We start from the raw sequence: 13793 nt of genomic DNA on the forward strand, positions 1-13793 counted from the left end.
TGTTCAGGGCGTAATCCATGCCCTAACCTGTCCCTGCTGGGGGCACGCTTTTCGCCGCGCCTAACCCTGCTACGCTCCGGCCGTGCCGGTCTCCTCTGCTCCCTCTGCCATGTCGCTGCGCGCCTCCCGGTTGGCGCTGGGCAGCGTGGTGGTGGCGCTGGTGGTCCTGGGCCTTAAATTTCTGGCCTACGCGCTGACTGGCAGCGTGGCGCTGTACTCGGACGCGCTGGAAAGCGTAATTAATGTGGCGGCAGCGGTGGCGGCGTTTGTGGCGCTGCGGGTGGCGGCCCGGCCGGCCGACGCCGGTCACCCCTACGGCCACACGAAAGCCGAGTATTTCAGCGCGGTGACCGAGGGCGTGCTGATTGTGCTGGCCGCCGTGGCCATTGCGGCCGAGGCTATTCCGGCGCTGCTGCACCCGGCGGCTGTGGACGCGCCGCTGCCGGGCCTGGCGGTGAACCTGGGGGCCAGTGTCCTGAACGCAGGATGGGCCGCGCTGCTGCTGCGCCGGGGCCGCGCGCTGCGGTCACCCGCGCTGCTGGCCGATAGCCGACACCTGCTGAGCGACGTGGTGACCAGTGTGGGCGTGCTGCTGGGGGTGCTGGCCGCCAAAGCAACAGGACTGGCGTTTCTGGACCCGCTGCTGGCGCTGCTGGTGGCCCTGCACATTCTGTACAGCGGCGCCCATCTGGTGCGCGAGAGCGTGGGCGGCCTGATGGACGCGGCGGTGGACGCCCAGACCGAGGCCCGCATTCGCCGGCTGCTCAGCGAACACGGCGAGGGCGCCCTGGAAATGCACGACCTGCGCACCCGCCACGCCGGCCGCATGACCTTTATCGAGTTTCATATGGTGGTGCCAGGCGACATGACGGTCACCAGCGCCCACGCCATCTGTGACCGTCTGGAAGACGCCCTGAGCGCCGAAATGCCGGACATCCACGTCACCATTCACGTTGAACCACAGGAACAGGCCAAGCACCACGGCGTGCTGGTGCTGTAACGGCGGCGTGAGACTTTCTCAATTGAGGCTGGACCTAGATGCACCACCCACACACTTGTCCAGCGTCGCAGCTGCGTCTGCTTTCTAGCTCTCGGATCTATCCACTGGCAGTCTTTAGAGGCTGTAGAGAAGAACCTTAACCGCGCTAAGGCCAAAGAACACAACTCCGCAGCAGCTCACTGGCAGTGGTCTTGCGTGGCCTGGAGAGGCGTGCTGTTGTCCGCACAGGCAACAGCCGAGCGCTCTGCGTTCCCGCCTCAGGTCTAAAGAAACCTGCACGCAATGACGCGGTTGAGTAGGTGCCGGCTTGCCTATACTCGCCTGAAGCAAGGGGGACGTATGGGGGAAATTGATGTGCCGAACGACGCGCATCTGCGTTCGCGGGTGGGGCCGACCCGGCCACCACTGGGCGCGCGGTGCAGCATTCTGGTGGACGGCGTGGCGCAGGCCGCCCACGAGGGCGAGCCACTGCTAGAAGTGATTAACCGCGCGCAGATCGAACTGGCCCAGGTGTGCTACCACCCGCAACTGGGACCAGTCCAGACCTGTGACACCTGCGCCGTCGAGATTGACGGCGTCATTGGCCGGGCCTGTGGCACCCCCGTGCGGGCTGGGCTGGTCGTGCGGACGCAGACGAACGCGGCGCGCACCGCCCAGCGCGACGCCTATGACCGCCTAGTCGCCAACCACGACTTGTACTGCACCGTCTGCGACAACAACAACGGCAACTGCACCGTTCACAACACGCTGACCCTGCTGGCCCCCGAACACCAGACCCGGCCGTTTCAGCCCAAAGGCTATCCCAAAGACACCTCCAATCCTTTTTACCAGTACGACCCCGACCAGTGCATCTTGTGTGGCCGCTGCGTAGAGGCGTGCCAGAACGTCCAGGTCAACGAAACCCTGAGCATCGGCTGGGAGATGGAGCAGCCGCGCGTGCTGTGGGACGGGGGCAAGCCGGTCGGCGAGTCCAGTTGCGTGTCGTGCGGTCACTGCGTGACGGTGTGTCCCTGCAACGCCCTGATCGAGACCTCTATGGTGGGCCAGGCCGGCCTCTTCACCGGCATTCCCCTGCCGGTCTGGAACGCGGCCATTGACGTGGTCAAGGGCGTGGAGGTCAGCACGGGCCTGCAGGCCATCACCGCCATCTCGGAGATCGAGTCGGCCGGACGCGACCGCTATATCCAGAAAACCAAAACGGTTTGCACCTACTGCGGCGTGGGCTGCTCGTTTGACGTGTGGACCAAAGACCGGCAACTGCTCAAGGTGGAGCCGGGCCAGGGGCATGCCAACGGCATCTCCACCTGCGTCAAAGGCAAATTCGGCTGGGATTACGTGAACAGCGGCGAGCGCCTGACCAAACCGCTGATCCGCGAGGCCACTGGTTTCCGAGAAGCCAGCTGGGACGAAGCACTGGATCTCGTGGCCAGCCGCCTGGAGAGCATCAAGGCGGCGCACGGCCCGGACGCTCTAGCCTTTGTGGCCAGCAGCAAGAGCACCAACGAAGAGATCTTTCTGGTGCAGAAGTTCGCCCGCCAGGTCATCGGCACCAACAACGTGGACAACTGCTCGCGGTACTGCCAGTCGCCGGCCACCAAAGGGCTGTCGCAGACGGTGGGCATTGGCGGCGACAGCGGCACCATCCACGACATCGAGCAGGCCACCTTAGTCGTCACGGTCGGCAGCAACACCGCCGAAAGCCACCCGGTGCTGGCCACCCGCATCAAACGGGCGCAGAAACTGAACGGCCAGCAGGTCATCGTCTTTGATCTGCGTGAGCACGAGATGGCCCGGCGGGCCAATCAGTTTATCCGGCCCAAGCCTGGCACCGATTTCGTGTGGGCCAGCGCCCTGGCCAAGTTCATTCTGGACAACGACCTGGAAGATAAGGTGTTCTTGCAAAACCGGGTCAACGGCCTGGACGAATACCGTGAGTCCATTGCCGACTACACCCTGGCCTACGCAGCGGCAGAAACGGGTATTCCAGAAGCCACCCTTGAAGCCCTGGCCCGGCAAATTGCAGCCGAGGACCGGGTGTGCATCCTGTGGGCGATGGGCGTGACCCAGCAGTGTGGCGGCAGCGACACCAGCGCGGCCCTCAGTAACCTGCTGCTGGTGACAGGCAACTATGGCCGCACCGGCACCGGCGCCTATCCTCTACGCGGGCACAACAACGTACAGGGTGCGGGCGACATGGGCGCCATGCCCGACCAGGTCAGTGGCTACCAGAAAATCACGGACCCTCTGGCCATTCAGCGCCACGAACGTGAATGGGGCATTACCCTGCGCCCTGAAAAGGGCATAGACAACACCGAGATGATGGACGCCGCGCTGGAGGGCACACTGAAAGGCCTGTGGATCAGCGGTGAGGAGATGAGCCTCACGGACGCCAACGTCAACCATCTGGCCAAGGGCTTTGAAGCGCTCGACTTCCTGGTCGTGCAGGACCTGTATTTCACCAACACTGCCCGCTACGCCGATGTGGTGCTGCCCGCCGCCGCCTCGCTGGAGAAGGAAGGCACCTTCACCAGTACCGAGCGGCGCATTCAGCGGCTGTATCAGGTGATGGAGCCGCTGAAGGGCACCAAGCCCGACTGGGAGATTTATCAGGCAGTGGCCCAGCGGCTGGGGGCCAACTGGGCCTACACGCACCCGTCGGACATCATGTCCGAGATTGCGCGCCTGACGCCTTCCTGGGTGGGCGTCACCTACGAGCGGCTGGAAGGCTACCGCTCGCTGTGCTGGCCGGTGAAAGAAGATGGCACCGACACGCCGCTGCTGTACACCGACCGCTTTCACTTTCCGGACGGCAAGGCCAAGCTGCACCCCGCCACCTACAAACCTCGGCAGCAGGCGCCGAGCGCCGAATACGACCTGCACCTGAATAGCGGACGCATGCTGGAGCATTTTCACGAGGGCAACATGACGTTTCAGGTGCCCGGCATTGTCAGCAAGGCGCCCGATACCTTTGTGGAGGTCAGCCGTGAACTGGCCGCCGAGCGCGGGATTCAGAGCGGCCAATGGGTGCGCCTGGTCAGCCCGCACGGCTCAGTGAAGGTGCGCGCGCTGGTGACGGGCCGCGTGCAGGCCAACGAACTGTACCTGCCCATGAACGCCCGCCACGCCGAGGCCGCCGTCAACCGCCTGACGGGCAGCCAGGGTGATTCTCAGACCAACACGCCCGCCTACAAAGACGCCAGCGTCCGGATGGAACTGCTGCCTGAGGTCGGAGACAACCCCTTGCCCGTGACCAACCACCGTTGGGGCCACCCGACACCCCAGGACGGCGTTGAAGTCGAGCGCAAATGGGCGCGGCCCGACTATGTGTTTCCGGGCGGCCTGCTGCCTATGCACGGCGACAGCTTGAATACGCGGGTTGACAACCTCAGCGCCGATGATTGAAGTCTTTTTTCCCTGCTCTGGCAGGGCCGGGGCCGGGCGGCATGTGACGCACGCCTGCGCCCGGTTCATCAGGAGTTGCTATGGCCAAAGCGCTTGACTATGCTCCCCGCCCTCCAACCTCTCAGGAACGCCTCGCCTCTGAGGTCGAGGACTCGACAGACGCCCTGCTAGAAGGCCTGGAACTCCTGCGTGTCCTGCACGACCACGGCGTGCTGAATGTGCTGGGCAAGACTGTGCGCGGCGGCGAGGGCTTGACCGCCTCGCTGCTTCAGATTCTGGGTGGTTCGGGCGGCACCACCTTTTTGCGCAACGTCTCTGAGCTGAGCCGGACGCTGGGCACCCTGGACCCGCGCGAGGTCGGCCTGCTGAGTCACGCCCTGACCACCGGCGTCGCCGAGAGCGCGCGGCATGTGGCCTCCGGGCGGGGGATAGGGCTGGGGGAACTGATGGGCCTCCTGAAAGACCGAGACGTACAGGTCGCGCTGGGCGCCATCCTGGCGCTGCTCAAGGGCATGGGCCGCGCCCTGCGTGAGGCGAACGGCGAAACGCAAGAGAACGCCAACCAGGCCGAGGTGAGCCGCTGAGCAGGGCCAGCGCCGAGCTGCCGGTCACCCGCTGGCGGGCGGGACAGGCCAGCGCGGGCACTGATGACGTGGCCACGGAAGAACCGCTGGCCCTGCATCTCCACACCCCAGATGCCCAGGTGCCGCTGGGCGTGCTGATGAGGACGCCTGGCCACGACCACGAGCTGCTGCTGGGCTGGCTGGTGTCAGAAGGGCTGCTGCCCGCCGAGTTCTCGCTGGCCCCTGACCCGGACAATCCCAACCTCTGGCACCTGCACACGCCCGACCACGCGCGGCTGGCCGCCGGGGCGCGACTGGCGGTGTCGTCCAGCGCGTGCGGGGTGTGTGGGTCAGGCAGCATAGAACAGCTGCTGGCGCGGGCCACGGCGCCAGTTTGGGAGGCAGGCGACCTCAGCGCGGGCCTGCTGGCCGACCTGCCTGAACGCCTGCGAGCGGTCCAGCCCGGTTTTGCCCGAACAGGTGGGCTGCACGGCGCAGGCCTCTTTACGGCGGATGGGCAGCTGCGCGCGGCCTTCGAGGATGTGGGGCGGCACAACGCCACCGACAAGGTGGTGGGCTGGGCACAGGCGCGCGGCGAGTTGCCCCTGCGTGGCCAGGTCCTGGTGGTCAGCAGCCGCGCAGGCTTCGAGATTGTGCAGAAGGCTGTGGTGGCAGGCGTCGCCGTGGTGGCCGCTGTAGGGGCTGCCACGAGTCTGGCTGTTGACACAGCTGCCGCATTTGGCATCACCCTCTGTGGATTTACGCGGGAAGGACGCCTGACGGTGTACACCGGCGCCGAACGGGTCCAGGCGTGAAGCGCGCCGACCTGGCTGAGGCTTTCAACTTTGACGGCTCTTTGCTGGAGCTAAGCGTAAAGGACCTGAGTGTAGGCACTCTCTGCACGGTCCTGGCTGACTTTCCACTGCCCTGGACCTTTTTGTTAGGCGGCCAACCCGCGCCGCTGCCCGGCCCACCCTTACTTGAGGCCCTGATAGCAGAAGCTGAACAGACGCTAGAGGTCAACATTGACCCAGACGGTCTGCGCCTCGTCCTCATGGTGAATTTTGGTCTACCTCCCCTGACCGCGATCCTTCACCCGAACGACGTACCGGACGAAGCGGCGTTTGAGAGATTGACCCTGGCAGTGGCGGCTCTGGCCGGTTCTACCCGGCAGGTTTGGCTTCAAGCCGAAGGCTTTCACACTCCCTGGGCAGTGTTCACTCCGAGCCAGGGCTGGCGGCTGCCAGCCTCGCCAGAAACGGAATAACTGCACGTGAGATGTCTTCTTCAGCCTTCGCGCGGGTGACCGTGGGTAAGCCGTCGCCCTTTTGAGGCCCATAGCGACCAAAAAAAGCGTGCACCGCACCCGGAATAACGGTTAGGGTCGTGCTGGCCGGCAAGCGGTCCAGACCGCCGCGCACCGCGTCCGGGGCAGCCACGCCGTCCTGCTCGGCCAGCAGGGACAGCACAGGCAACTGCTGGTCCTTCAGGCTGACGTTGCCAGCAGGATAGGCCGCCATCAGGAGCAGGCCGTCTACACGCCCCGGTTGCCGAGCGGTGTACTGCGCGGCCATGGCGCCCCCCAGGGAATGCCCGGCCAGGACCACGCGCTTGCCCGCCCCAAACCTCTCTATCAGGGCCGCGGCGCGTGCCGCCCCCAACACCGCCAGGTCGGCGGGAAAGGCCGGAATGACCGTTTCGACCCCCTGGGCACTCAGAGCGCGGGCCAGCCACTCGTAGGCCTGGGGCCGCACCAGCCCGCCCGGATACAACACCAGCAGGGTCCGGGCCGGGCCTGCAGCCGGCTGAATATGCAGGGCGGGGCCGCCTGCCTGCACCAGCGCCACCCGCGCGTCACCGCCGGCCCCTGGCGGCACAGCGTCCTGCCCGGCGATCAGGGGTGGCCGAAAGACCAGGGGCTGGGCCTGGGCGGCCAGATACCCCAAGAGCGCCGACAGCAAAGCCAGCAGCCAGGCGCGCAGGCGGGGCGAGAGCGGGCGGCGAACGCGGAGGGTCGGCATGGTGCCCAGCCTACCGATGCAGGCGCCCGGCCCCGCGTTAGCATGCAGGGCGTGACCTCTCCCCTTGCCGAGCGGCCCACCCGGCCCCTGCCCACCAAGCCGGCCGGGCATGTGGAACTGGCGCGCTATTCCAGCCTGGCCCGGTTCTGGAGCCTGCTGGGCGGCGCGGCGCGCTCCGGGCGGCGCGTGACCCTGGTGCGCGGCGACGCCCCAGATGTCTGTCGGCGGCGCATTGGTGGGTACGCTCTGGCTGGAGCAGGTGTCTTTCTGGACACGGCGCGCACAGCGGCCCATCTGGAAGACGGCTTTGCGCCGCATCCAGCCCTGGTGACGCTGCTGGCGGGTGACCCCCAGCCGCTGCGCGACGAACTGAACGTCCACTTTGAACTGCGGGTGGACTTCACCCTGGCCCTGACAGCCCGCCGCGACCTGATCGCCCGCCCCGAGTTCCGGTTTGTGCCCATCGTGGCTGGCCTGAGCAGCCTGCCCGACGACCTCCTGCTGGACGTGCGCCGCCTGGGCCGCGACGAACTGCACCTGCTGATTCAGCGGGCGTGTGGCCTGGCGTAGAAAGGAAGTGGGGAGTAGAAAGTTGGACTATCGTTCCCACTCCCCACTGCCCACTCCCCCTTATTACCCGTCGCTTGGCGTGCGCTTCTTTGGACTTCTCGCCGCAAAACTCGCCAGGCGGGCCGTGACCTGGGGCGGGGTTTTCAATAGCAGGTCACGGGCGTTCGGGTGGGTCTGGGCGAAAACCTCTACGCGGTCCATCAGGGTGGCAAACACGTCGTCCGGCATATCCAGGGCGGGGGTCAGGCGCACGGTGCGCTTGCTGCTCAGCGACAGGTTGGCCATCACGCCCGCGCCGTGGAGTTCGCGCAGGGCCAGGATGGCGGTGGCTTCAAAGACAATTTCTTTCAGGGAACCGGGCAGCGGCACACCCACCATCGGCCGGAATTGCAGCGCCATCAGGAGGCCCTGGCCCCGCACCTCTTCCAGCAGCCCTGGAAAGCGGCCCTGTAGGGTCTGAAGTCGGCTCAGGCCCTGTGCCCCCAGCGCGCGGCTGCGCCCCGGCAGATCGTGTTCGAGCAGGTATTCCAGGCTCCTGACGCCCACCGCCATCGCCAGGGCGCCGCCGCCAAAGGTGTTGCTGTGACGCTTGCTGCTCAGGCCACCCAGCATCTTCTTATAGATAGGCGCGCGGACGATGGTGGCCCCCACCGCCGTCATGCCGCCGCCCAGCGGCTTGGCCAGCGTGATGATGTCCGGGTCCAGCCCCTGAGCCGCCGACTCGAACCAGTGGCCGGTGCGGCCCAGCCCGGTCTGAATCTCGTCGGCAATCACAGGAATCCCGTGGCGCCGGCACAGCTCGCCCAGGCCACGGAGGAAGCCGGGCGGGGGAATATTCACGCCACCCTCGCCCTGAATGGGTTCCACGACCACACAGGTCACGTTGTCCGGCCCCACGCGCCGCAGCAGGGCGGCCAGCGCGTCCAGGTCGCCATACGGACTGGTGAGCGCGCCGGGAATAAGAGGCCGGAAGATGTCCTGATATTCGGGATTGGGGGTCAGGCTCAGGCTGCCCAGGGTCTTGCCGTGGTAGCCACTGCCAAAGGAAATCTGAAACTTGGCACGGGGCCGCCAGGCTTTGGCAAACTTCAGGGCGCCCTCAATGGCCTCGGTGCCGCTGGAGCAGAAAAAGACCTGACTGTCCGCGTGGCTGGCCAGGTCGCGGGCCAGCAGGCGCACCAGATTGGCCTGCAGGGCCGCGCGCCACGGCCCACTGGACTGCTGGGGCAGGCCCATCGCGCGGTTTTTTTGCAGAAACTCGGCCATGAACGACGTGATGGCCGGGGGCATCTCGCCAAAGGGCATGGCCGCGTAGCCGCTGGCATTGATGCGGCGCGTGCCGGTTTCGTCTTCCAGTTCCCAGGGGGTCACGCGGTAAAACGGCCCGGCCAGGCCCAGCACGTCCAGGCCGTACAGCAGTTCTTCGTTGCCGTGTGCGAGTTCCAGGCGGCGCACCTCTGGGCCGCTGAGCTTCTCGTCCAGCACGTCACGCGCAGAAATGAAACCGGGAGGCAGGACAGACATGGCGGCCAGTGTAAAGCAAAGCCTGAAGTGCCCAGAGCTGCCAGGGCAACGGGTTCTGCCGCTGTGGGCTCGGATTCCATTCAAGCGGAGTGGGGGCTAAACCGCCCGGCCCCTTCCGGCTGCCTGGCATGACCGAGGCGCCCTCTTGTTTACGGATTCTGCTTCATGACGGCACAGCTGGCAAAGCACCGTCTACGCCTCACAGAGTGCGGAATCCCTATGCGCTCTTTCTCCGCTCGGATTTCACCCAGCGTTCTGCTGGATTCCAGCGGCGTCCGTTTTAGTCCTGCTGGGCCCTGAGCGCCGGCACCCCGCCGGGATGGGCGCGGGCGTCCAGCCCATCGGCGCGCAGGTATTCGGCCGCCAGCCCAGACCGCACGCCCCGTTCGCAGACCACCAGCAGCGGGCCGTGCGCTGGGGTCAGGCCGTGGGTGCCTGCCTCGATGGCCTCCAGCGAGACAGCCAGGACCAACTGCAGGGTTAGCGCCTCCAGCGGCTCGGCCTGCCGCAGAGCCTCTGGGCGCAGGTCAATCAGGGTAAAGGAACCAGACACCATGCCGGGCAGCATACGCGCGGGCACATTCCGACCTGGGCACTCAGGTATGCTGGGCCGCATGGAAGATGTCACCCCGCAAGAAGGGCAGCGCCGCGTGCAGGCTGGCGCGCTGCTCGTGGACGTGCGCGAGCAAAGCGAATACGACGAGGTTCACGCCGAGGGCGCCCAGCTGTTGCCCCTGAGCGAACTGGAAACGCGCTACGCCGAGCTGCCCAAGGACCGCGAACTCGTCATGATTTGCCGCAGCGGCGCCCGCAGCGCCCGTGCGGGCGAGTTCCTGCAAGGTCAGGGCTACGGTCAGGTCGTCAATCTGGCAGGTGGCACGATGGCCTGGGTGAACGAGGGCCTCCCTCACGTGCAGGGGCAGGGCTGATGGACGCCGAACAGACCACCGCCGCGCCAGCGGGCCTGCCCACCGAAGAGCAGGTTTTAGAAGCCCTGAAGGTCGTCAAGGACCCCGAAATCCCGGTCAATGTGGTTGACCTGGGCCTGATTTACGGCGTGGACGTGCAGGACGGCGGCCTGGTGGACATCACCATGACCCTGACCAGCGTGGGCTGCCCGGTGCAGGACCTGATTCGCGCCGACGCCGAGATGGCCGTGGGCCGCCTGGACGGGGTGAACAGTGTCAACGTGGAATTCGTCTGGACGCCACCCTGGGGACCGGACAAGATGACCGACGACGGCAAACGCCAGATGCGGATGTTCGGCTTTAACGTCTAAGACAGAGAGGGGTTAGAGCAGATGCTGACGGCGAAAACGCCGTCAGCATCTGCTTTTCGTCATCCTGGCCCCGTTGGCAAAGCAAACCGCAGGCGTCCTTTGCAGAGCAGGCGGGAAGCCGCCAACAGCAGTTGCAGGAAGGCCGCTCACCCCAGCACCGAAGCTCTCGATATGTTCCAGGCTGAAGCCAACTGAAACCAGGCAGGACGCTCCCAGATGGGTCGGACCTATAGAAAGAAGTCGGCGCGATGGATTCACACCGCTGGGGCGCCGTGAACCCCCACAGCTTTTGACGCAGCCACAACAGACCCCGAGCCTCTTCGCGCCTCTTTTCCAACCGGACGTGACTTTCAGGGATGCCAGAATGCGCCTGTGACCCGTACCCCCTGGCCTGCCTCTTCTCCGCTGCTGGCCCTGGATATCGGCGGCACCAGTCTTCGGGCGGCGCTTGTGGACGGCAGGCGCGTGATCGAGCGGCGCCAGACCGCCACGCCGCGTCCCGCCGCACCAGACGCCGTGCTGGACATCGTTCTGGAGCTAGCCAGGCCCCTGGCCGCGCAGGCGAGGGCCGTGGGCGTGGCCTGCGCCGGGGCCGTCGCCGGGGGCCGGGTGACCGCCACCGCCGCCCATACTTTTCCCGGCTGGGTGGACATTCCCCTGGCCGAGACACTGGGCGCGGGCCTGGGCCTGCCCGCCGCTGCCCTGAACGACGCCCGCGCCGCCGCCTGGGGCGAATACGTGGCGGGCGCTGGAAAAGGCACCACAGAATTCATGTTTGTCACAGTCAGTACTGGCGTGGGTGCGGGGCTGGTGCTGGGTGGGCGCCTGCACCTGGCCGCCAACGGTCTGGACGCCGAGCTGGGCTTTGTCCAGGTGCCTGCCGTGTGGGGTGAGGGTGACCCGACCCCCCTGGGCTGCCTGGGACCGCTGGAATTCGAGACGAGCGGCACGGCCCTGGGGGCACAGGCCGCCGCGCTGGGGCTGGCCGATGCCCGCGCCCTGTGTGACGCCGCCGAGACCGGGCATGAAGCAGCGGGCGCCGCCTACGACCATTCAGCGGCGCTGCTGGCCTGGAAGTGTGCCGACGTGGCCGCGCTGCTGGGCGTGACGCGGGTGGCTCTGGGCGGCAGCGTGGGCCTGAGACCCGGTTATCTGGCGCGGGTGCGCGCGGCGCTGACCTGCTTTCCAGTGCGGTATCAACCCGAACTTGTTCACGCCGCGCTGGGGGCCGACGCGGGCCTGATAGGTGCGGCGCTGTGGGCCAGCCGGGAGGCCTGAAAACCCCACCTTTCAATTGACAGGTTTTCACCAGCCAGCCCCTCTTCTCAACACGCTGCAGCGCCGCCTTTTTGCCGTCTGTCAGCCTGTTCCCTGGCCCGAACCAGCATGTGTTAGCCTCCAGAAACTTTCAGAGGAGGCACGGCACATGACGACCACAATGATGGAAGGGTTTCTACCTTTCGAGCATGAACCCTACTTCAATTTCCGCGACGAGGCGGTGGCCGCTCTTCAGCGCCAAGCGTTTGCTCAGGTCCGCGAGCAGTATCTAGGCCGCACCTTTCCCCTGCTGATCGGCGGCCAAGCCGCCGAGGGCAGCGGCACTTTCGAGGTCCGCAATCCAGCCGACACCCGCGAGACCGTGTGGCGTTTCCAGAAGGCCACCCCAGGGCAGCTGGAACAGGCGATTCAGGCGGCCCAGACAGCCTTCGAGGACTGGCGCTTTTCAGACCCCTTTCAGCGCGCCAGCATCTTCAAGCGCGCCGCCGAACTGCTGCGGGTACGCCGCTTTGAACTGAATGCCGTCATGACGCTGGAAAACGGCAAGAACTGGCCCGAGGCCGACGGTGAGGTCGCCGAGTCGGTGGACCATTTCGAGGTCTTTGCGCGGGAAACGCTGCGCTGGTCGCAGGGCAAGCCGGTCTATCCCATGCCCGACGAACACGTGACCACCGTGTATGAGCCGCTGGGCGTAGTCGCCTGTATCAGCCCCTGGAACTTTCCCAGTGCAATTCCGCTGGGCATGGCGCTGGGGGCCCTTGCCGCTGGCAACACGGTGATCTGGAAACCCGCCAGCGAAACCCCGCTGTCGTCGTACCTGCTGGTCGAACTGCTGTTTGAGGCTGGACTGCCCAGAGGCGCTATTCAGTTCCTGACCGGCAGCGACGACGTGCTGGGCGACCCGCTGGTGGACCACCCCGGCATTCGCATGATTGCCTTTACCGGCAGCAAGGAAATCGGCTGCCGCATCTACGAGCGCGCCGCCAAGGTGCAGCCCGGTCAGCGCTGGCTCAAGCGCGTCATTGCCGAGATGGGCGGCAAGGACCCGACGGTCGTGTGCGCCGACGGCGACCTGGACGCGGCGGCGGCTGGCATCGTGCAGGCGGCCTACGGGTACGCGGGCCAGAAGTGCTCGGCCTGCTCGCGCGTGATTGTCGAGGAGAGCGTGCACGACGCCCTGCTGGAGAAGGTGACGGCGCTGGCCAGCGGGCTGAAGGTGGGCCTGCCTGAAGACAACGCGGACCTGGGCCCGGTCATTCACTCCGGCAGCGCCGAGCGCATTCAGGGCTTCGTGGCGCGCGGCCAGCAGAGCGCCCGCCTGGTCCTGGGCGGCGAGGCCCCGGACACCGGCGGCCGCGAGGGCGGCTACGTCGCGCCCACCCTTTTTGCCGATGTGGCGCCGAACGACCCGCTGTTTCAGGAAGAAATCTTCGGGCCCGTGCTGGCCTTTACCCGCGCGCGTGACTGGCAGCACGCCATCGACCTGGCCAACGACTCGGAATATGGCCTGACTGCCGCCTTTTACAGCCGCGACCCTCACAAGATCGCCGAAGCCAGAAAGCGCATCCATGTGGGCAACCTGTACATCAACCGCAAATGCACCGGAGCGCTGTCAGGCACCCACGCCTTCGGCGGCTACGGCATGAGCGGCACCAACGCTAAGGTCGGCGGCCCGGACTACCTGTTCTGGTTCCTGCAAACGAAAACGGTGGCCCAGCGGTACTAGAGCCAATGTGGCTGGGGGAAGGCGAGCGGGTTTATCCCGTCTGCGTTTCCAGCCACTGGCGCGCCTGCGCCTCTGACGGCACAAAGCGGATGCTGGGATGGCGGGCGTGCTCGCGGGCCAGCTCGGCGAAGCGCTCGCCGTGGGCGGCCGGGTCGGGGACCACCACGGCCACAGGCAGGCGCCAGTTCACGAAGGTCTGGAACAGCTCGCCCAGCAGTCCGGTGCGCAGATTCAGGAACTCGGCCGAGAGGTCGGCCACAGAGAGAATCAGGCCGTCCAGGCCGTATATGGCCCCCAGCACCTGCGCGGTGTCGCCAGCGTCCCGGAACGTCAGGCCCAGTTCGGCCGCTGTCCTGATGTGTACGTCTGCCTTCATTCTTCTGACCGCCTCCTCTCTTTTGCCCTCAGCGCCCGGCCTTCTGCAACACTA

The 13793-nt window shown here is 66.3% G+C and carries 14 protein-coding genes; 10 read left to right on the top strand and 4 right to left on the bottom strand.

Annotated features, from left to right (window positions below; all coding sequences use genetic code 11):
- Positions 1-109: 109 nt before the first annotated feature.
- The 5 genes from mntE to K7W42_RS00940 all read left to right on the top strand — a co-directional run bounded on the left by mntE (position 110) and on the right by K7W42_RS00940 (position 6232).
- A complete protein-coding gene (gene mntE / locus K7W42_RS00920) occupies positions 110-1000 on the top strand; it encodes a manganese efflux transporter MntE (RefSeq protein WP_224571958.1) in 891 nt (296 codons plus the stop codon).
- A 339-nt stretch (positions 1001-1339) separates the two neighbouring features.
- A complete protein-coding gene (gene fdhF / locus K7W42_RS00925; protein WP_224571512.1) occupies positions 1340-4402 on the top strand; it encodes a formate dehydrogenase subunit alpha in 3063 nt (1020 codons plus the stop codon).
- 80 nt (positions 4403-4482) lie between these two features.
- Entirely contained in the window at positions 4483-4986 is a 504-nt protein-coding gene (locus K7W42_RS00930) for a helical membrane plugin domain-containing protein (protein ID WP_224571513.1), read from the top strand.
- Positions 4987-5054: 68 nt separating this feature from the next.
- Positions 5055-5780, top strand: a complete 726-nt coding sequence (locus K7W42_RS00935) for a formate dehydrogenase accessory sulfurtransferase FdhD (protein WP_224571514.1) — start codon at positions 5055-5057, stop codon at positions 5778-5780.
- On the top strand, positions 5777-6232 hold the full coding sequence (locus K7W42_RS00940) for a hypothetical protein (protein WP_224571515.1): 456 nt from the start codon (positions 5777-5779) through the stop codon (positions 6230-6232). The genes K7W42_RS00935 and K7W42_RS00940 overlap by 4 nt, the downstream gene beginning before the upstream one ends.
- Here the strand turns inward: K7W42_RS00940 and K7W42_RS00945 are convergent.
- Positions 6183-6986: an alpha/beta fold hydrolase gene (locus tag K7W42_RS00945; protein ID WP_224571516.1), complete on the bottom strand. Its 804-nt coding sequence runs from the start codon at positions 6984-6986 to the stop codon at positions 6183-6185. The genes K7W42_RS00940 and K7W42_RS00945 overlap by 50 nt on opposite strands.
- A 42-nt stretch (positions 6987-7028) precedes the next feature.
- Here K7W42_RS00945 and K7W42_RS00950 point away from each other — a divergent pair, with 42 nt between their 5' ends.
- Complete coding sequence (locus K7W42_RS00950) at positions 7029-7556, top strand: hypothetical protein (RefSeq protein ID WP_224571517.1); 528 nt, start codon at positions 7029-7031, stop codon at positions 7554-7556.
- Positions 7557-7619: 63 nt separating this feature from the next.
- Here K7W42_RS00950 and K7W42_RS00955 read toward each other — a convergent pair whose 3' ends face one another.
- Together K7W42_RS00955 and K7W42_RS00960 are read right to left on the bottom strand one after the other, a co-directional pair.
- Positions 7620-9080: a class-III pyridoxal-phosphate-dependent aminotransferase gene (locus K7W42_RS00955; RefSeq protein ID WP_224571518.1), complete on the bottom strand. Its 1461-nt coding sequence runs from the start codon at positions 9078-9080 to the stop codon at positions 7620-7622.
- Between the two features lie 280 nt (positions 9081-9360).
- Positions 9361-9636, bottom strand: a complete 276-nt coding sequence (locus tag K7W42_RS00960; protein ID WP_224571519.1) for a rhodanese-like domain-containing protein — start codon at positions 9634-9636, stop codon at positions 9361-9363.
- A gap of 58 nt (positions 9637-9694) precedes the next feature.
- Here K7W42_RS00960 and K7W42_RS00965 point away from each other — a divergent pair, with 58 nt between their 5' ends.
- From K7W42_RS00965 to K7W42_RS00980, 4 genes are all read left to right on the top strand, one after another.
- Entirely contained in the window at positions 9695-10009 is a 315-nt protein-coding gene (locus K7W42_RS00965; protein WP_255638898.1) for a rhodanese-like domain-containing protein, read from the top strand.
- Positions 10009-10359 (top strand): metal-sulfur cluster assembly factor, encoded by a 351-nt coding sequence (locus tag K7W42_RS00970; RefSeq protein WP_224571521.1) that lies wholly within the window; start codon positions 10009-10011, stop codon positions 10357-10359. The genes K7W42_RS00965 and K7W42_RS00970 overlap by 1 nt, the downstream gene beginning before the upstream one ends.
- 372 nt (positions 10360-10731) lie before the next feature.
- Positions 10732-11637 (top strand): ROK family protein, encoded by a 906-nt coding sequence (locus tag K7W42_RS00975; RefSeq protein WP_224571522.1) that lies wholly within the window; start codon positions 10732-10734, stop codon positions 11635-11637.
- Positions 11638-11785: 148 nt separating this feature from the next.
- The gene (locus K7W42_RS00980; protein WP_224571523.1) at positions 11786-13363 is read left to right on the top strand and encodes an L-glutamate gamma-semialdehyde dehydrogenase; all 1578 of its coding nucleotides are present in this window, start codon (positions 11786-11788) and stop codon (positions 13361-13363) included.
- Positions 13364-13394: 31 nt separating this feature from the next.
- Here the strand turns inward: K7W42_RS00980 and K7W42_RS00985 are convergent, their stop codons facing one another.
- A complete protein-coding gene (locus tag K7W42_RS00985) occupies positions 13395-13739 on the bottom strand; it encodes a DUF4180 domain-containing protein (protein ID WP_224571524.1) in 345 nt (114 codons plus the stop codon).
- Between the last annotated feature and the right edge of the window lie 54 nt (positions 13740-13793).

Origin of the sequence: Deinococcus betulae, assembly GCF_020166395.1 — a bacterium.
Lineage (GTDB): Bacteria > Deinococcota > Deinococci > Deinococcales > Deinococcaceae > Deinococcus > Deinococcus betulae.